Consider the following 17,733-nt stretch of genomic DNA (forward strand, 5'->3'; position numbering starts at 1 on the left):
ATATGACTTCAAAAAAACTCTGGCAACGTTATCAAGATTGGCTGTATTTTCATGATGGTTTAGGCTTTTATCTGGATATTAGCCGGATGTTTTTTGATGATGAACTAATTGCAAAATTAGAACCTAAATTTAATAAGGCGTTCCTGGATATGGCTGCATTGGAAGCCGGTGCGCTTGCCAATCCTGATGAAAACAGGATGGTAGGACACTATTGGTTGCGTAATCCCGACCTTGCGCCGCCACAGTTCAAAAAGGAAATTGAAACCACTTTGATACATATTGACGATTTTGTCCGTAGGGTCCATCACGGCATTATTCATCCGCCGTATGAGCCACAATTTACTGACATTATCTCTATTGGTATTGGTGGTTCTGCGTTAGGTCCGCAGTTTGTCGCAGATGCCATTGGCCCGGATATTCCACCATTGAATCTGCATTTTATCGACAATACTGACCCGGCTGGGATAGACCGCATTCTGACGCGGCTTAAAGATCGGCTGAAAACCACTTTGGTGATTGTTATCAGTAAATCCGGCGGTACCTCGGAAACGCGCAACGGCATGTTAGAAGTCAAGCATGCATATAATGAATTGGGTTTACATTTCCCCGATTACGCCGTCGCCTTGACGATGGACGGCAGTAAAATGGATGAAGAGGAGCAATGTGACCGCTGGTTAGCCAAATTACCGATTTTCGATTGGGTGGGTGGTCGCACGTCTGAATTATCCTCGGTGGGCTTGCTCTCAGCGGCTTTGATTGGCATAGACATCAAGTCCATGCTTGAAGGTGCCAAAATCATGGATCAGGCTACCCGAATACCGGAGCTTAAAAATAATCCGGCCGCTTTACTGGCCTTATCCTGGTACGCAGCGGGCGATGGGAAAGGCGAAAAAGATATGGTGATCCTGCCTTACAAGGACAGCCTATTGCTATTCTCACGTTACTTGCAACAATTAGTCATGGAGTCCTTAGGTAAAGAATTTGATTTGGATGGCAATATCGTCCATCAAGGTATTACGGTGTATGGCAACAAAGGCTCTACTGATCAGCACGCCTATGTGCAACAGTTGCGGGAAGGAGTGGGTAATTTCTTTGCGACCTTCATTGAAGTCCTGGAAGATCGCCAAGGCCCGTCTATCGAAATTGAGCCGGATGCCATGTCGGGCGATTTCTTGTTTGGTTGCTTACAAGGTACCCGAGAGGCACTGTATGAAAATGGGCGTGCCTCACTAACGATTACCTTGGAACGGGTCGACGCAATCAATATTGGTGCTTTAATTGCCCTTTATGAACGTGCAGTAGGGTTATATGCCAGTTTAATCAATGTCAATGCCTATCACCAACCCGGCGTGGAAGCAGGTAAAAAAGCCGCCACCCAATTTTTGGCCCTACAGCAATTGATCGTAAAAGTACTTAGGGAAACACCCGAGCCATTATCGCTTGAATCTTTGGCGGAAAAAGTCCATACCCCTGATCAAGTTGAAACGGTGTACAAAATTGTTCGCCACATGGCCATCAATCACCGTGGACTTATCTTGCAGGGCGATTTGCACAAACCCTGTGAAATCTTGGTAAGTTATCGAACAGAAAGCGCCTAACTAATATTTATACCTAGGCTTATAAATCGCATTCATTACTTGCTTTAATCCCACTTCTGGAGAATTTACGTGTCCGATCAACAATACGATAACCCGCTGACCGTAGGCATCAATATTGCCCATGCTCCGCAACCCTGCACGCTGGTTATTTTTGGTGGTGGTGGTGATTTGTCGCGTCGTAAACTGCTGCCGGCGGTGTTTAATCAAGCCTTAGATGGTGAATTACCGGCTAATTATGCCGTGCTGGGCTTTGCCATTGAAAAGATGGACGACGTCAGCTACCGTGATTTTGCCCGCAAAGGCATTGAACAGTTTTCCAGGCAATCCTTAGAGCCTACTTTTTGGGCTGACTTTGAAACCCGTCTGCATTATTTAGAAGGCTCAATGGATAACCCTGAAGCCTATAAGCAACTTAAGCAGCGACTGGATGAAATTGATGTCAATTTTGGTATTCCTGGCAATCGGGTGTTTTATCTCGCAATTCCGCCTAATTTAATCGAAACCTGCGTTTGCCAACTCAAAGCTGCAGGCTTGGTGATGCCGGTTGATGGACATAGCCCTTTTTCCCGGATTATTGTCGAAAAACCCATAGGCCGTGATCTCGAAAGTGCGCGAAAAGTGAATGCGACGTTGTCGGAAAACTTTGATGAACAACAGATCTATCGTATCGATCATTACCTTGGAAAAGAAACCGTTCAGAATATTTTGGCCATGCGGTTTGGGAACGCAATTTTTGAACCCTTATGGAATTCCAAGCATATCGACCACGTACAGATTACGGTAGCCGAGGAGGAGGGCGTTGGTACCCGTGCCGGCTATTATGATAAGGCAGGCGCTTTGCGAGATATGATTCAGAACCACATCCTGCAGTTACTAACCTTGATAGCCATGGAGCCACCCTGGAAGATGGATGCGGATGTGATTCGCGACCATCGCCAGGATATTTTGAACTGTTTGCGACCCATCACCAGCGAGGATTTTGATCAGCATGTGGTCAGAGCCCAGTATGGACCCGGCTTTCATCATGGTGAAGACGTACCGGGTTATCGCCGCGAAGTTGGTGTGGCGCAAGATTCTGTGACAGAAACCTATGTGGCTTTGAAATTGTTTATCGACAATTGGCGTTGGGCAGGGGTACCTTTTTACATTCGTACGGGTAAACGCATGCCTAAACGAGCCAGTGAAATTGCTATTCAATTTAAAAGCGTACCGCCTATTTTATTCAATGCCAATCATGAGCAACCCTTAGAGCCCAATGTACTGGCATTGAGTATTCAGCCAAATGAAGGCTTGTCTTTGCGTATTGCCACCAAATTGCCAGGTGCCAAACTAAGAATATTCCCGGTAAAAATGGATTTTCGTTATGGTTCCACTTTTGGTGAACAATCGCCGGAAGCCTATGAGCGCTTACTACTGGATGTGATGGCTGGCGATGCCACGTTATTTATGCGTAGAGATGCGGTTGAGTCCTCCTGGGCCTATGTCGACAATATTCTGAATAACTGGGCCAGTAGCCGCACGCGCTGGATACCGGAATATGCTGCCGGTACTTGGGGGCCACTAGAAGCTGATCGCCTGATTGAAACGGATAACCGTAAATGGCGGATGTTATGATCGCCTATTCCAGTCCAAATAAAATGCTGACCGCCCAAACCAAGCGCATCAGTATTTCAGATATTGATCTTGCGATTAGACGATTATGGTCAAACTTCCATCAGGATGTCAGTGGCGGACACACCGTCATGCGTGCCTGTATGTCCAACTTGATCATCTATTGCGATAATAAAGATCAAGCAGAATACGTTGGTAATGAAATCTCAGCCATCGTTGACATTCATCCAGCGCGAGTACTCTTGCTCATCGGCAATGGTCAGCTGAAAAAGGGCAGCATCGAATCCCTAGTGAGTATCTATTACACTGAGCTGAATGAAGGCTGGCAGGTGTGTGCAGAAAGAATTGATGTGATTGCTAAAGCAGAGGCGGTTGATAGGTTGCCGTCTGTGGCGAGGGCTCATCTGGTTGGCGATCTTCCGACTACATTGTGGTGGGCATCTCGTCAGCCAGCGCCCGAAGCCGGTGAATTATTTTTTCAACTTGCTGAGTTAGCCAACCAAATCATTTACGACAACATGGGCTGGGCTAATCCAGCTAAAGCCGTTGCATCCATGACACGCTGGGTGGCGGCTCAACAGGACTCACAAGTAGTGCATAATCTTGCCTGGCGGCGAATTGCCAGTTGGCGCAAGTTGATCAGCCAGGTGCTTGATCCACAAACCGCACCCGGGGCATTGGATTCATTAAGTCTGATTGAAATAGAACATGGTCCACATGCGTTGGCGATGACTTGGCTGTTGGTGGGTTGGCTAGCGAGTCGCTTGCAATGGAAAGCTATCGATGGAAAAAAATTATCCGATTCCGAATTAGTCTGGCGGTTTCAATCCAAGCAAAAAGAAATTAAAGTCCATGTTAAGCGGCTGCCGGAAGGTGAACCTCTGCTTTATCAAGTCTTATTCGACTGGAGTCAAGCGGATCAGCCTGGTCGTATTTGTTTTGAGCGCTTGGATCATGACCGAATTGGCATCGTCGAATCACTCTCTACAGTGCCATCACGTGTATTTTCTTCAACTATTCCAATTCGTTCTACATTGATATCGGCACAATTAGCGCAACGTAACCGCGATAAACTTTTTGAAGATGCACTTAAGGCTTCACAAGCCATGAGTGCAGTTTTTCAAAAATAGCCGAGCACAACATCATAAGGTAACTAGACTCCCGGAGTATCTCTACTATCTACGACGATTTCTCACTATAAGCGTTATAAAATTGTCGTGCTGTTCGGCCGTTTTTGGCCGCGTTTAGATGGGCAAAATCTAGCGCTGCCTTATGTAAAGCTTCCCGATCACCTGAGTAGTCGACGAAATAACTGTCGACTATATCTAGATAGGTGGGAGTAGGTTGCGGATAGAAAGCCAGACGCAAACCAAAGCGATCCGATAGCGAAACCTTTTCTTCGATAGTATCTGAATAATGTACTTCGCCATCGATCAACTGGGTCTCAAGATTGTCGCGCATTTGCTCAGGCAATAAGTGGCGACGATTGGAAGTTGCATAAAACAACACGTTATCCGGTGGTAATTCGATAGAACCTTCCAGTACGCTTTTTAACGGTTTATACATACTGTCGCCAGCTTCAAACGACAAGTCGTCGCAATAAATGATAAATCGCTGATCATGTTCGCGGATATCGTCAACGATTTCTGGTAGAAACAACAAATCTTGTTTATCCACCTCAATAAGCCGTAATCCGCGGTCTTTGTAGGCATTTAATAAAGCTTTCACCAAAGAGGATTTGCCCGTCCCCCTTGCACCCCAAAGCAAAGCGTTATTGGCGGGTAAGCCGGTTAAAAATCGTTCTGTATTAGCAATCAATAGCTGCTTTTGCCGTTCGATGCCGATGAGTTGTCCCAGTTTTACCGGATCGATCTGACGAACAGGTCGCAAATAAGATTGACGTTGGCGCCAAATGGCGGCGTAATTAATGTTCCAATCGATCATGGTTTTGTCTGAATCCCAGGGTTTCTAAAGTATTTTTATGGTGATGACACTGACTTAAAAGCTGTAAGTTATTAAGTTAAGCAGCGTTTAAAGTCACTTTAACCCGCATAAAAATGCACATCAACCACGAATAGACGAAAACTAATTTACAAGTAGTGCTTTTTGTATCGCTACTATGTCTGTAGCGATGGGTTTGAGCCTGAATATCCTAAATGATTATGCTATGTGCGCTGAGTTTTTTCTCTAGAATCATGCGGTTGAGGTCGCTGTTTCAGCGATTGATGTTTAAGGTTCCGATTTGGTTTAAGTTGCGCATAATCAATTGCATAGATTCTAGAGGCATAAGAACAGGCAGCAGTGGCAAGGTTTTTCTGATATAAAACAACTACAACAATAATTGACGAGGAAAAACAATGATTTCAGTGGCTATTTATGTGTTAACCATGATATTTGCTTCTTATGTGATTTACAGTGTCTGTCGCAAGTAAACTCTGTTTTGTAAGCAAACACGGCTAATGCTGTCTACAAAATAGCCCTCACCTGACTATGGTTGAGGGCTATGGCGTACGCAGAACTTGATGCGGGATAAGCAAGAGGGATGGTGCATGCTAACGATTTATGGTTGGTTGCCATGGTTCAGACCCAAATTGCTGGAAACCGAAGCCGCCCAAAACAACATGGTTGAAATGATAAATTCACCGGACATGAATCCAAAAATACCGGATGTAAAGAAAATTCCAGTTACGATATCTCTAAACTTACTGTTTGAAGGGTTCATTGTTGCGTCCTAGACTGTAAACAGTCGATGATTGAAGACGATTTAACTATAATCTTAATTAAAAAATTTACAATACATGTGTTTTTGTATGATTTGTTTCTTATTATGAAATAGTTTTCCTGGTGTTATCAGGTTAAAAATACTGGCATCTGTTGAATTGTTTTATTAAGTGTTTAAAAAGCTTGGTTTATTAGCAAATCCTTCTACCTTTCAAAACATACTATGACAAACACCACTATTAAAAGTAGCTTTTATGCTTATCTTTCCCGGCTTAGGTGGATTAAACGCTGGGGCTTGAAACGGAATGCGCTTGATGAAAATGTCATGGAGCATAGTTGGGAAGTGGCCGTTATAGCGCACACCCTGGCGTTAATCAAAAATCGATATTTTGGCTGTCAGCTCGATGCCAACGCTATTGCTACGGCTGCCTTGTACCACGATGTTACCGAGGTGATTACCGGCGATTTACCAACGCCAATTAAATATCACTCACCGGCCATTTTGAATGCATATAAACGTATCGAGCATCAGGCCGAAACGGAATTGCTGCAATTATTACCGGATGCATTGCAAGATGACTTTAGAGCATTGATTCAACATGAACAGCAGCCAATAGAGCATCAAGTAATTATTAAAGCGGCAGATAAAATTTCGGCATATTTGAAATGTCAGGCCGAACTGAAAGCCGGAAATAGCGAGTTTGAAATGGCAGCCCAGCAATTGGCGCAAAATATAGCCAATTTACAGCAACCGGAAGTGGTTTTTTTTATGCAGGCATTTGTACCTAGTTGTGGTTTAACTTTGGATGGTTTGATGCAGACCAATTGAATGAAATTTGCCTGTTGGCTAACTGATGTCATTGGGTAATTAATCAATCTGGTGTGGGTATTTAATCTGTTTTTAATCCATTACTCATTTATTATTAAACATTGTTCGGTAAACTTCACCTCAACGTAATCACATTTCAAAAGAGGGCGGTTTTATGTTGAGAGTTGCGAAATTAGTTGTCATCGGTTTGCTGTTTTCTTCAGTTGCATTGGCTGATGGACATGGTCACCATAAGCATCATGGTCATCATGGTCATCATGGTCATCATGGTCATCATCACGATCATTATGTCGAGGTAGAGCGGGTGTATTATCCTGAACGTGTGGTGCAATATGTGCCTGCGCCAGTACCTGCACCGCGTTATCAAAGTTATGATCAGCGTTCAACCCAAGGTTTGGTCGGCGGGGTATTGGGTAGCGCAGTGGGGTACGAAATGAGCCGTGGAGATCCGTTAGGTGCAGGAATCGGTGCAGCAGCAGGTGCCTGGATGGGAAATGGCATGAGTCGTTAAGGCTATTTTCATCTTCCGCTTTATAGGGTGGTTGTATTTGTTTAGCCCACTCGATATGTTATGAAGCATGGTCCATGCCAAGCCTCGCAGGCTACATTGAGTTCGCTGAAGCTGGTTTTGTAACTATCGGTACTGGCATCATAAGCTACCCATGAGCCGTCATTTTTGGCTTGAATAGCTTAGGTTAGCAATTGACAGATCACTTCCAGGCTGACTAGGCTGATGCTGGAAGTTATCATCGGCTAACCGGAGAGGGTTTAAACTTGGCGCCATTCCTGCGTGTCTTAAGGCAAAGTAGAATGACGCCAGTTTTTTTTTGGCTTAATCGATAGTCCTAACCCAACTGCAGCGCTCTTTGACGATAGGTGCAGTTTTTTCATTGGCGATGCCTTTTGCTATTAAAGCGACTACTCGGTCATCGGTATCATATCCAACATGTGCATCCATTGGATTGGCTAGTTTGCCTAGGCCAAATGCGTCATAAATCTTGGCAACGTTGATATTGATGTTGGTGACATTGATACATAGGCGTGAATCCAGATATTTTTTAACGAAATCATGTGGCAAGGCATAGCTGAGCAAATCGTTGGGATCGCTGAAAGCGATAATGTTGGTTTTTAGCAGCATGCGCTCGGCAAATTTCTGTCCATCGGGCTTGCAATAAGCGTCTTCCTGATTAACGATTTTGGGGATGGATCGTCCCAGTTGCAGCATGGGCAATTGATTAGACATCATGTAAATCGGCACTTCCTTGTTTTTCAGCACGTTTGCGATAGCCGAATAGTACAAGGCATTTTCTTGGTCGGCGTAAATCGAGGCCAATCGTTGCAAGCCATCAATGGTGATTCGGCTGCCGAGACTATGAGAAACAAAGGCATAGCTGTCGTTATAAAACGGCGTGACATTTTTAGAAGAACAGACTTGTTGCACATCATCCGGTAATGCGCTCCAATCGCCACTGATCATCCAGCAAAACGATTGGGCAAACGCCACCAGAATGTCGTCGCGTTTTTCGCCTAAATAGATAATCGGATCTGGACCTGTGTCATTGGAAAACTTTTTTAACAAATCGTTGACCTCGGCACGGCGGAAAGATTGTTCGCCGGAATTATCGTAAGCCAATACTTCTTTGTCCTTGGCAGTAATTTCCGACCAGGTCAATTCGTAAAACAGTAATTCCTGAGTCTGGGACTGATCCAGGTAACGATGAATACGTAAATTACCTAAGTTTTTCCCAGGGTCTTTAGGGTCGACCAGTTTAATATTTTTGTAAGCTCGGGTAGTAACTGGCAGATCTAATTCCTTAGTCAGTTTTTCCAGGAATTCGGTGGAATAACCGGGCAGGTGGTTGCCCACACCATGCACCATCAGCACTTTCATCTTGCGACCAGGCGCTTCCACTTGTGGTTTGAGCCCAGTAAACTGATTGCCGGTGATTTCGCATACCCGAGTATCTTCACTATCTTGTTTTTCCAAAATAGCTTCGGTAATACCTTTGCCGAAACTGGCGCAACCACTCAGTAATACGCTGACTGATAGTGTGAGTAATATATGATTGATTTTATTCATGGTTTTTTGATTGCAATTAAAAGCTTAACCAGCCTGAGCCAAAAGCAGAGGCAAAAACCAAGCTGACGATACTCATTAGCTTGATCAAAATATTCAAAGCCGGCCCGCTGGTGTCTTTAAACGGGTCGCCTACGGTATCGCCAACCACAGCGGCTTTATGCGCATCGGAGCCTTTGCCGCCGTGTTCACCGGTTTCTATCCATTTTTTAGCATTATCCCAGGCACCGCCGGCATTAGCCATCATGACGGCTAACAAAAAGCCGGAAGCCGTAGTACCTATCAACAAGCCGGCCAGGGCTTCCTTGCCTAAAACAAAGCCGACGGTTAAGGGCACTAATACTGCCAGCGTGCCAGGCAATATCATTTCCCGCAGCGCGCTTTCAGTACTGATGCCCACGCAGGCCTTGTAATCGGGTAGTGCTGTGCCTTCCATTAAACCGGGAATTTCCTTGAACTGACGGCGTACTTCCAAAACAATGGCATGTGCGGCTTTACCAACGGCCATCATGGTCATGGCTGAAAATAGATAAGGCATCATGGCGCCGATCAAAATACCAGGCAGCATAGTGGGATCAAGTAAATTCAAATGCTCCACCTTGGCAGCTGTGACATAGGCTGCCAGTAGAGCCAAGGCCGTTAAGACGGCAGAACCAATCGCAAAGCCTTTACCGGTAGCGGCAGTGGTATTGCCTAAACTGTCAAGAGCATCGGTACGTTGACGCACTTCAGCAGGCAAATGACTCATTTCAGCAATCCCGCCAGCGTTGTCGGCCACCGGGCCGTAAGCATCGGTTGCAAGGGTAATCCCCAGCGTGCTCAGCATGCCGACGGCCGAAAGGGCCACGGCGTAAAGGCCGGCCGCCATGCTGCCGTCCGCTTTAAAGCCCAGCCAGATGCTGGCTAGAATAGCAGCCGCGACGATTAATACCGGAAATACTGTACTCATCATGCCGACCGCCAAGCCTTGAATAATGGTAGTAGCGGCACCGGTTTCGCAAGCTTCGGCAATGGATTGAGTCGGTTTTTCGGTATAGGTAGTGTAATATTCGGTGACATAGGCAATAGCGTTACCCGCTAGCAAACCCACTAAGATGACATACCAATAGTTCATGGCGATGTGCTCGTGGCGAATAACCAGTAATGCTAAACCCAGTACGGCCACGGACGACGCCCATACCGAACTGCGTAACATCCGCAACAGCGAGAATAAACTGGTATTTTCGTCGATATTGGAAAATACAACGACACTAAAGCCCAATAGCGAGCCGATAACGCCTATGGCTGCGATTAAAAAGGGTAGGGCGACTAAAGCTGTGTCGAGCTGGCCGGTCAAGGCACTGCCCAATGTTGCCGCGGCAATAATTGAACCACTGTAACTTTCAAACAAATCCGCCCCCATTCCGGCCACATCGCCGACATTATCGCCGACATTATCGGCGATCACTGCGGGATTACGCGGATCGTCTTCCGGGATGCCTTTTTCGATTTTACCCACTAAATCTGCACCCACATCGGCAGCCTTGGTGAAAATGCCACCACCAACGCGGGCAAACAAGGCAATGCTACTGGCACCGAAGCCAAATCCGGTTATATAGGTCAAGCAATCAGGGTCATCGCTAAACAGCAAATACAAACTGGTCATGCCCAACAGGCTGAAGCTGACCACAGACATGCCCATGATGGCGCCACTGCCGAATGCCACGCGCAGGCCTTGATGCAGGCTATGTCGGGCGGCTTCGGCAGTCCGTACATTGGCGCGAACCGCAATGAACATGCCCAAGTAACCCGCGCCGGCGGAAGCGATAGCTCCCAGCAGAAAGGAGGCTGCGGTTTGTATTTGTAAAAAACTGGCTATGATGATGGCCACCGCAACAACGAATATCGATAGTATGCGGTATTCACGATTCAAAAAAGCCGCCGCGCCTTCCTGAATAGCCTTGGCGATACTGCGCATAGTGTCGTTGCCTTGCTCGTAGGCCAAAACCCGTTGCAACTGCCAAAGAACAAACACTATGCCTATCAAAGCCATAACCATTGCAAGATTCACCGCTACCGATGTCAGTGCCACTGTGGTGCCTCCTGAATTAAGTTGTTTTAGTTATAGATCTAGATTTTATGCCAAGATAGCTTCAATAGCGACCATGGCAAGTCTTAAACGATTTTATTTTTAGCCTTTGGCTTTAGGAAGCATTCAAATAATCTAGACTGATTTTATCAAAGGAGACACTGGCTTGCGTGGTAGCCCATTGACTGAGCTCCAGTAAGCGACTGGGCGGGAGCGGACCGACAATCTTGCTTAGATCAGCTAATTTGATACCTTGCTGTAGCAAAAATAATAGGTAAGTAAATTGTAAAGTTTCCAAGGTGATTTGCTCGGGATGCGATAAACCGCTATCAATCGCCGCACAGCATAGCAGAGCTTTGATGTCATCCTCACTGGGCCAGTCAGAAAACACATAACCGCTGGCACATAAATGGGCGACTGATGCTGTCATTATCAGATTGCGCTGTCCCGGAATCAGTATCATCAGTGTATTTGTGTTCAGGCAGTCTGGGGTAATTGTGCGTATTTCCATCAGTGATAAACCATTAAATAGTAGGCTGATGATCGCTTTAATAACGGGTTCCGCCGATTGATACAAAGCTAGAACTTCCTGTCGGGGCATTTCACGCGGAGTTTCTTCAACAGGCAAGGCTTTTAATGGATCGTAAGCCACACGCTGTGGTTGTTGATTCAATGCGTCCAGCATAGATTGGGGTTGGTGGTGTAAATGGATGCCGCCAAAAGATAACGGTGCTGGCGCAGATGGCGGGCTTTCTCGATTCAAATAATCAATGATCAAAACTGCCAGTAAGGCTAAAGCCAAGCTGATGGCAAAAGCTAATAGGGATTCCTGCAAATAATTCGGACTAATCGGTTTGTCGGCTAACGACGCCCAGTCGACAACATCAACCTGCGGATATTTTTCCCGTTGTTTGACATCGATTTCCACTAATCGCTGCTGGGTGTCTTGTTGTAAAGTTTCCAGATTTTCCAGCTCTTTTTGCAAGGCTTGATGCTCGGTAAATTGCGAAGTGTAATCAGCAGCCAGTTTTTTGTGTGCCTGCATTTGTTGCTTAAGCGCTATCACCGCTTGCCTGGCTGCGTTGTAGTTGTTTTCTGCTTCTTGTCGGGCGACATTTTTGCCGGTGCTGGATTTTTCGCTGATTTTGGCTTCAATTTCCGCCAACTGTTCCCGTACCCGGCTCAGGCTAGGGTTTAAATCAATGTATTCCTTTGTGTATTGCGCTTCTATAGCCGCTAACTGGTCGCGTAACTTTTCTGCTTGTTGGATTAAAACCGCCATCGAGCGCGAATCCGACTCCGGAATCACGGTTTCGTTACGGGAAATGGCATCCAATATGGCATCGAACTTGGCTTTGGTTTTAACCTCTTCTTCCATTGCGTCATTCAACGATTTATTCAAACCTTGCAGGCGAGCATGTGCCTGATTATCGGCACTTTCAGTGGATAAAATGTCATGACTCAACCGAAACTGATCGATTTCATTTCGTTTGTCTTGCACTTGTTGGGCTATGCGTTGCAATTCATTGTTTAACTCTTCAGTGACTTTAGCGGTATTTTCGGCAATGAATGCAGCCCGAATTTGCAGATAACTTTCTATCCAGGCATTAACAGCTAATTGCAATAATTTAGGTTCCGGCCCCTGAGCCTGCAATTGCACCAGGTTGGTGTCAGGCTCCGGAGTCACCGCCAATAAACTTCTCAATTCATCAGCGCTCCAGGTTTTTAAATTGCTGGGCAGTTGTTGTAAACGTTCTGCGGTTTTTTCCATAATCACAGAGCCCAGTAAAACCTGCTTTTGAATGCTGACATGTTGTAAATCAGCTTCAGGACTGGCTTGATCAATGTCGGTGGCAGCCATGGTTAAAACGGTAGCGACACTCTGGTAAATGGCAGGTTGCAGAAAAATGTAAATCTGCGAGCCGAATAGGCAAGGCAAGAACACCAGCAAGAACACCAGCCAGCGTCGTAAGCGTTTCGGTTTGAATTGATGTGGATGGTCGAACTCGTCCGCCGCCAAATGATAATCGGGAGATTGGTAATTCATGAACGACCGCCCTGGAAGATAGGTTATTTTACCGAATTAGTATAGCCAACTCTCCAACACCAATGGTAGCTTGTTCAGAAGAACGCGTTTTTCCTGCCTGTTGGGCATGAGTTTGTTCATCTCGACGTGATTTCGCCTATCGTTGATAAGCTTTGCGGGCGTAAATCCCTTTACGCCCTGATAAACTTAGCTTGCAGTTAAATCAAGCACTTATATGTCAATAATCTCTTGGTTTTGAACTTCAAACTGGTCAGAGTTAGTTGGCAGTAGAGCGATAATATTCAATCGCCGCCGCTACACCGCTGCCGGGTTTGATGTTAAAGCCATTATCCAGCATGGCCATTTCCACACCGGCAATCGCGCCTAGTAAAGAGACATCATTCATGTCGCCAATATGGCCGATACGGAATACTTTGCCAGCGACTTCAGTTAAGCCTGCACCTAGTGAAATATTGTATTTTTTGAAAGCAGTGCTAATCACATCACGCGCATCTTTGTCGGCAGGCACCACGATGGCAGTGACTGTGTCGGATTCAAAGCCGGGTTGTGCGCAAATGCTTAAGCCCCAGGCCGCAACCGCACGACGCACGCCTTCGCCCAGACGGTGATGGCGAGCATAGACGTTGTCCATGCCTTCTTCCAATAACAATTCCAGGGCTTTGCGCAAGCCGTGCAGCATTGGTGTGGATGGCGTGTAAGGCGTGTAGCCGTCTTTGTTGGCGTTCATCTGATCTTTCAATGAGAAAAACGAACGTGGGTAGCTGCTGCTGTCTATCATTGCCAGCGCTTTTTGGCTGAAAGCCAGGATGGCGGCACCGGCAGGCAGCATAAAGCCTTTTTGTGAGCCGCTGATAGCACCGTCTACACCCCAGTCGTCAAGGCGGAATTCAATGCTGGCGATAGAACTGACACCGTCAACGAACAACAGGGCAGGGTGATTAGCGGCATCCATGGCTTTGCGTACGCCTTTGATGTCGCTGGTAACGCCTGTTGAAGTTTCGTTGTGAGTGGCCAGTACGGCTTTGATTTCATGGTTTTTGTCATCTTTAAGGCGTGCTTCCAATGCATCTAACGGAATACCTTTACCCCATTCAACTTCGTGCATTTCGACATCAAATCCGAGTTTTCTCGCCGCTTCCATCCACAAGTGAGCGAATTGGCCAAAACGGTAAATCAGTACTTTGTCGCCTGGATTCAGACAGTTGGTCAACGCAATTTCCCAGCCGGCTGTGCCGGTTGCTGGAAATACGAAACACTGGCCTGCTTCAGTGCGAAAGACTTTTTTCAGGTCGGCCAATATGGGTTTGAACAGATTAGGAAAGATCGGCGAACGATGATCTTCCATGGCGACATGCATGGCGCTGAGCACTTCGTGTGGGGCGTTGGTTGGGCCTGGGATAAATAAGTGATTGCGACCTGCCATTAGGTTTCTCCTTTGAATGAAATGAGTCTGCTTAGAATCGCCGGATAGTGGCATATTTGGCCGTTTTCAGCAAGTCGTTTACTGGGGCAGAATGCTGAAACTCAAATGTTTCATCGGTCTGCAGCGATTGACATTGACGGGTCTGAAAGTAAAATGGCTGATTGTTTTTAGTCTGGGCTGAAGATCGCCTTCAGTCAATAATCAGCCAGTAGGAAGATAATTCATGAGTCACACACTATACGAAGCCAATGCCCAACGCGTACAACGCTGTGAATTGGCGGTGCCGGGTTCCAGTCCGGAAATGTTCGAAAAAGCCCTGAAAAGCGGTGTGGATTTTGTATTTCTCGATCTGGAAGACGCTGTCGCACCCGACGATAAGCTGCAAGCTCGGAAAAATGTCATCCAGGCTATCAATGATCTGGATTGGGAAGGCCACGGGGTGACCCTTTCAGTTCGAATCAATGGTCTGGATACTCAATACATGGTGCGCGATGTGGTCGATCTGGTCGAACAAGCCGGCGCCAAAATCAAAACCTTGTTAATCCCTAAAGTGGGCGTTTACGGTGATGTGTATATGGTGGAAGCCATGTTGAATCAGCTGGAAATGCAGCAGGGTTTGACTAACAAAATAGGTATCGAAGCCCTGATCGAAACTGCGTTAGGTATGGCGAATGTGGAAGATATTGCCAAACAGGGCGCCATCGGTGGCCGTTTGGAAGCACTGCATTTCGGCGTGGCCGATTACGCCGCAAGTAACCGCGCCCGCACCGTCAATATTGGCGGTTTGAATCCTGATTATCCTGGCGATCAATGGCATTTTGCCATTAGTCGTATGACGGTAGCTTGCCGCGCTTATGGTTTGCGTCCTATCGACGGCCCTTTCGGCGACATCAAAGATCCCGAAGGCTATAAAGCCGGTGCCCGCCGGGCCGCTGCTTTGGGTTGCGAAGGCAAATGGGCCATTCATCCTTCCCAAATCGCTTTGGCTAACGAAGTATTCACCCCGCCTGCAGCTGAAGTGGAAAAAGCCAAACGCATTTTGGTCGCGTTACAGGAAGCCGCCGCACAAGGCAAAGGTGCTGCTGCGCTGGATGGTCGTTTAATCGATGCTGCTTCCGAGCGGATGGCCAATAATATTGTGCGTGCTGCTGAAGCGATTGCAAAAAAACAAGGCTAAAGGCTAAAGGCTAAAGGCTAAAGGCTAAAGGCGAGGGTGTTTTCGTCTTTGATCTTTCGCCATGTTCACATGAATTCAAAAATAGATGAGAGAGATGCATGGACATACATGAGTACCAAGCAAAACAATTGCTGTCCGAATACGGCGTAAAGATCGCTGCCGGCGGACTGGCCTACAGTCCGGAAGATGCTGTGCAACGGTCGCGCGAAATCGGCGGCCATGTTTGGGTGGTTAAAGCCCAGATTCACTCCGGTGCCCGTGGTAAAGCCGGCGGCATTAAAGTCTGCAAAACCCATGATGAAATCAGCGAAGCCGCGGAAGCATTACTTGGCAAACGTCTGGTAACGCATCAAACCGGCCCAGCCGGCAAACAATGCTTGCGTTTATACGTAGAAGCAGGCACCGATATTGCCAAAGAACTCTACTTCAGCTTATTGATTGATCGTGCGCAAGAGCGCATCGTCATGGTAGGTTCAGCCCAGGGGGGTATGGAAATCGAGGAGCTGGCAGAAAACAACCCGGATGCAATCAAGAAAATCTATATCGAGCCCGCAGTAGGTTTGCAGGATTTTCAAGCCCGGAAAATGGCATTTGCCCTCGGCTTAAACGCTGACTTGGTACCGCAAGCCGTCAAATTAATTCAAGGTTGCTATCGCGCGATGCGTGAGCTGGATGCCAATATGGTGGAAATCAATCCGCTGGTTATCACAGGTCACGGCGAATTGATCGCTTTGGACGCCAAAATGAGCTTCGACGACAACGCGCTGTTTCGTCGGCAAAAAATCTCCGAATTGCGCGACAAGACCCAGGAAGATCCACGCGAAATGGCAGCTGCCGATCGCGGTTTGAGTTATGTAGGGCTGGATGGCGACATCGGCTGCATGATCAATGGTGCCGGTTTGGCCATGGCGACTATGGACATGATCAAACTAGCTGGCGGCGAACCGGCCAACTTTTTGGATGTCGGCGGCGGTGCCTCGGCAGAACGTACTGAAAAAGCCTTCCGCATGGTGTTACAGGATAAAAACGTCAAAGCCATGTTGGTGAATATTTTCGCCGGTATCAACCGCTGTGACTGGATTGCCGAAGGTGTGGTGCATGCGGTGAAAAAAATCGACATGCAAGTGCCGTTGATCGTGCGTTTGTCCGGCACCAATGTTGAGGAAGGTCGCAAGATCATCAAAGATAGCGGCTTACCCATCATCATGGCTGAAACCTTGGCGGAAGCCGCCGAGAAAGCGGTGCAGGCACGTAACGAAGTAGTCGCAAGACTAGGTTAAGGAAACAACATGGCAATTTTTATTGATAAAGACACCCGCATTATCGTGCAAGGTTTTACCGGAAAAATCGGCACTTTCCACGCACAGGAAATGATAGATTATGGCTCCAACGTAGTCGGTGGTATTACGCCGGGCAAAGGCGGCCAAACCCATCTGGGCCGGCCGGTATTCAATACCGTTAAAGAAGCGGTAGAACAAGCCGGCGCCGAAGCCAGTATCGTATTCGTGCCACCGGCTTATGCAGCCGACTCCATCATGGAAGCGGCTGAAGCCGGTATTAAATTCTGTGTGTCTATCACTGACGGAATTCCGACTCAGGACATGATGAAGGTCAAAATATTCCTGAGCAAATTCCCGAAAGAAAAACGTATGGTGCTGACCGGCCCTAACTGTGCTGGCACCATTAGTCCGGGTAAATCCATGCTGGGTATCATGCCGGGTCATATTTATATGCCGGGCAATGTCGGCATCGTTGGCCGCTCCGGCACTTTGGGTTATGAAGCGGCCGATCAAATGAAAGCGCTGGGTATTGGTATTTCCACTTCAGTCGGTATTGGCGGCGATCCAATCAATGGTAGTTCGCACCGTGACATTCTGGAAAAGTTTGAACAAGACCCGGAAACCAAAGTAATCGTCATGATAGGTGAAATCGGCGGTCCACAGGAAGTAGAAGCCGGTATTTTTGCTAAAGAACACATGAGCAAACCAGTCGTAGCTTATATCGCCGGCTTAACTGCCCCTAAAGGTCGCCGCATGGGCCATGCTGGTGCGATTATTTCGTCTGTCGGTGAATCGGCAGCAGAAAAAGTCGAAATGCTACAAGCGTTGGGCGTGACGATTGCGCCGACTCCAGCGGCAATGGGTGAGACTGTTGCTAAAGTATTAGCCAAACTCTAATCAGG

General features: G+C 47.0%; 14 protein-coding genes. 9 read left to right on the plus strand and 5 right to left on the minus strand.

Features of this window, described 5'->3' with window-relative positions:
- Nucleotides 1-2: 2 nt before the first annotated feature.
- The 3 genes from A1359_RS09550 (at nucleotide 3) to A1359_RS09560 (ending at nucleotide 4,339) form a co-directional block, all read left to right on the plus strand.
- Nucleotides 3-1,598: a glucose-6-phosphate isomerase gene (locus A1359_RS09550; protein WP_066981535.1), complete on the plus strand. Its 1,596-nt coding sequence runs from the start codon at nucleotides 3-5 to the stop codon at nucleotides 1,596-1,598.
- Between the two features lie 69 nt (nucleotides 1,599-1,667).
- The gene (zwf, locus tag A1359_RS09555; protein WP_066981539.1) at nucleotides 1,668-3,212 is read left to right on the plus strand and encodes a glucose-6-phosphate dehydrogenase; all 1,545 of its coding nucleotides are present in this window, start codon (nucleotides 1,668-1,670) and stop codon (nucleotides 3,210-3,212) included.
- Nucleotides 3,197-4,339 carry a glucose-6-phosphate dehydrogenase assembly protein OpcA gene (locus A1359_RS09560; RefSeq protein ID WP_066981542.1) on the plus strand — a complete coding sequence of 381 codons (1,143 nt, stop codon included), beginning with the start codon at nucleotides 3,197-3,199 and terminating at the stop codon, nucleotides 4,337-4,339. Before zwf ends, A1359_RS09560 begins: the two co-directional genes overlap by 16 nt.
- 49 nt (nucleotides 4,340-4,388) lie before the next feature.
- Here A1359_RS09560 and A1359_RS09565 read toward each other — a convergent pair whose 3' ends face one another.
- On the minus strand, nucleotides 4,389-5,153 hold the full coding sequence (locus A1359_RS09565; protein WP_066981545.1) for an ATP-binding protein: 765 nt from the start codon (nucleotides 5,151-5,153) through the stop codon (nucleotides 4,389-4,391).
- 605 nt (nucleotides 5,154-5,758) lie between these two features.
- Between A1359_RS09565 and A1359_RS22425 the strand changes: the two genes are divergently transcribed.
- The 3 genes from A1359_RS22425 to A1359_RS09580 all read left to right on the plus strand — a co-directional run bounded on the left by A1359_RS22425 (nucleotide 5,759) and on the right by A1359_RS09580 (nucleotide 7,270).
- Nucleotides 5,759-5,944, plus strand: coding sequence for a hypothetical protein (locus A1359_RS22425; RefSeq protein ID WP_157200516.1), 186 nt, complete (start codon nucleotides 5,759-5,761; stop codon nucleotides 5,942-5,944).
- Between the two features lie 209 nt (nucleotides 5,945-6,153).
- Complete coding sequence (gene yfbR, locus A1359_RS09575) at nucleotides 6,154-6,759, plus strand: 5'-deoxynucleotidase (protein ID WP_066981552.1); 606 nt, start codon at nucleotides 6,154-6,156, stop codon at nucleotides 6,757-6,759.
- A gap of 154 nt (nucleotides 6,760-6,913) precedes the next feature.
- Complete coding sequence (locus A1359_RS09580) at nucleotides 6,914-7,270, plus strand: hypothetical protein (protein ID WP_066981555.1); 357 nt, start codon at nucleotides 6,914-6,916, stop codon at nucleotides 7,268-7,270.
- A 321-nt stretch (nucleotides 7,271-7,591) separates the two neighbouring features.
- Here the strand turns inward: A1359_RS09580 and A1359_RS09585 are convergent, their stop codons facing one another.
- From A1359_RS09585 to A1359_RS09600, 4 genes are all read right to left on the minus strand, one after another.
- Nucleotides 7,592-8,839 carry a hypothetical protein gene (locus tag A1359_RS09585; protein ID WP_066981558.1) on the minus strand — a complete coding sequence of 416 codons (1,248 nt, stop codon included), beginning with the start codon at nucleotides 8,837-8,839 and terminating at the stop codon, nucleotides 7,592-7,594.
- Between the two features lie 16 nt (nucleotides 8,840-8,855).
- Complete coding sequence (locus A1359_RS09590) at nucleotides 8,856-10,874, minus strand: sodium-translocating pyrophosphatase (RefSeq protein WP_066981622.1); 2,019 nt, start codon at nucleotides 10,872-10,874, stop codon at nucleotides 8,856-8,858.
- 145 nt (nucleotides 10,875-11,019) lie between these two features.
- Nucleotides 11,020-12,951 (minus strand): GumC family protein, encoded by a 1,932-nt coding sequence (locus A1359_RS09595; protein ID WP_066981561.1) that lies wholly within the window; start codon nucleotides 12,949-12,951, stop codon nucleotides 11,020-11,022.
- Between the two features lie 256 nt (nucleotides 12,952-13,207).
- Nucleotides 13,208-14,374 (minus strand): aminotransferase class V-fold PLP-dependent enzyme, encoded by a 1,167-nt coding sequence (locus A1359_RS09600; protein ID WP_066981564.1) that lies wholly within the window; start codon nucleotides 14,372-14,374, stop codon nucleotides 13,208-13,210.
- A gap of 223 nt (nucleotides 14,375-14,597) precedes the next feature.
- Here A1359_RS09600 and A1359_RS09605 point away from each other — a divergent pair, with 223 nt between their 5' ends.
- From A1359_RS09605 to sucD, 3 genes are all read left to right on the plus strand, one after another.
- Nucleotides 14,598-15,551: an HpcH/HpaI aldolase/citrate lyase family protein gene (locus A1359_RS09605; RefSeq protein WP_066981567.1), complete on the plus strand. Its 954-nt coding sequence runs from the start codon at nucleotides 14,598-14,600 to the stop codon at nucleotides 15,549-15,551.
- A 98-nt stretch (nucleotides 15,552-15,649) separates the two neighbouring features.
- Nucleotides 15,650-16,831, plus strand: a complete 1,182-nt coding sequence (locus A1359_RS09610) for a malate--CoA ligase subunit beta (protein WP_066981570.1) — start codon at nucleotides 15,650-15,652, stop codon at nucleotides 16,829-16,831.
- A 9-nt stretch (nucleotides 16,832-16,840) separates the two neighbouring features.
- A complete protein-coding gene (gene sucD / locus A1359_RS09615; RefSeq protein ID WP_066981573.1) occupies nucleotides 16,841-17,728 on the plus strand; it encodes a succinate--CoA ligase subunit alpha in 888 nt (295 codons plus the stop codon).
- Nucleotides 17,729-17,733 lie beyond the last annotated feature (5 nt).

Origin of the sequence: Methylomonas lenta (genome assembly GCF_001644015.1) — a bacterium.
GTDB classification, from domain to species: Bacteria; Pseudomonadota; Gammaproteobacteria; order Methylococcales; family Methylomonadaceae; genus Methylomonas; species Methylomonas lenta.

Bases quoted from the DNA above. Each gene is read 5' to 3' on its own strand.
- A1359_RS09550 (WP_066981535.1), top strand. From the start codon at position 3: ATGACTTCAAAAAAACTCTGGCAACGTTATCAAGATTGGCTGTATTTT.
- A1359_RS09580 (WP_066981555.1), top strand. From the start codon at position 6,914: ATGTTGAGAGTTGCGAAATTAGTTGTCATCGGTTTGCTGTTTTCTTCA.
- A1359_RS09600 (WP_066981564.1), bottom strand. From the start codon at position 14,374: ATGGCAGGTCGCAATCACTTATTTATCCCAGGCCCAACCAACGCCCCA.
- A1359_RS09590 (WP_066981622.1), bottom strand. From the start codon at position 10,874: ATGGTTATGGCTTTGATAGGCATAGTGTTTGTTCTTTGGCAGTTGCAA.
- A1359_RS09610 (WP_066981570.1), top strand. From the start codon at position 15,650: ATGGACATACATGAGTACCAAGCAAAACAATTGCTGTCCGAATACGGC.
- A1359_RS09605 (WP_066981567.1), top strand. From the start codon at position 14,598: ATGAGTCACACACTATACGAAGCCAATGCCCAACGCGTACAACGCTGT.
- yfbR (WP_066981552.1), top strand. From the start codon at position 6,154: ATGACAAACACCACTATTAAAAGTAGCTTTTATGCTTATCTTTCCCGG.
- A1359_RS09560 (WP_066981542.1), top strand. From the start codon at position 3,197: ATGGCGGATGTTATGATCGCCTATTCCAGTCCAAATAAAATGCTGACC.
- A1359_RS22425 (WP_157200516.1), top strand. From the start codon at position 5,759: ATGCTAACGATTTATGGTTGGTTGCCATGGTTCAGACCCAAATTGCTG.
- A1359_RS09595 (WP_066981561.1), bottom strand. From the start codon at position 12,951: ATGAATTACCAATCTCCCGATTATCATTTGGCGGCGGACGAGTTCGAC.
- sucD (WP_066981573.1), top strand. From the start codon at position 16,841: ATGGCAATTTTTATTGATAAAGACACCCGCATTATCGTGCAAGGTTTT.
- A1359_RS09565 (WP_066981545.1), bottom strand. From the start codon at position 5,153: ATGATCGATTGGAACATTAATTACGCCGCCATTTGGCGCCAACGTCAA.
- A1359_RS09585 (WP_066981558.1), bottom strand. From the start codon at position 8,839: ATGAATAAAATCAATCATATATTACTCACACTATCAGTCAGCGTATTA.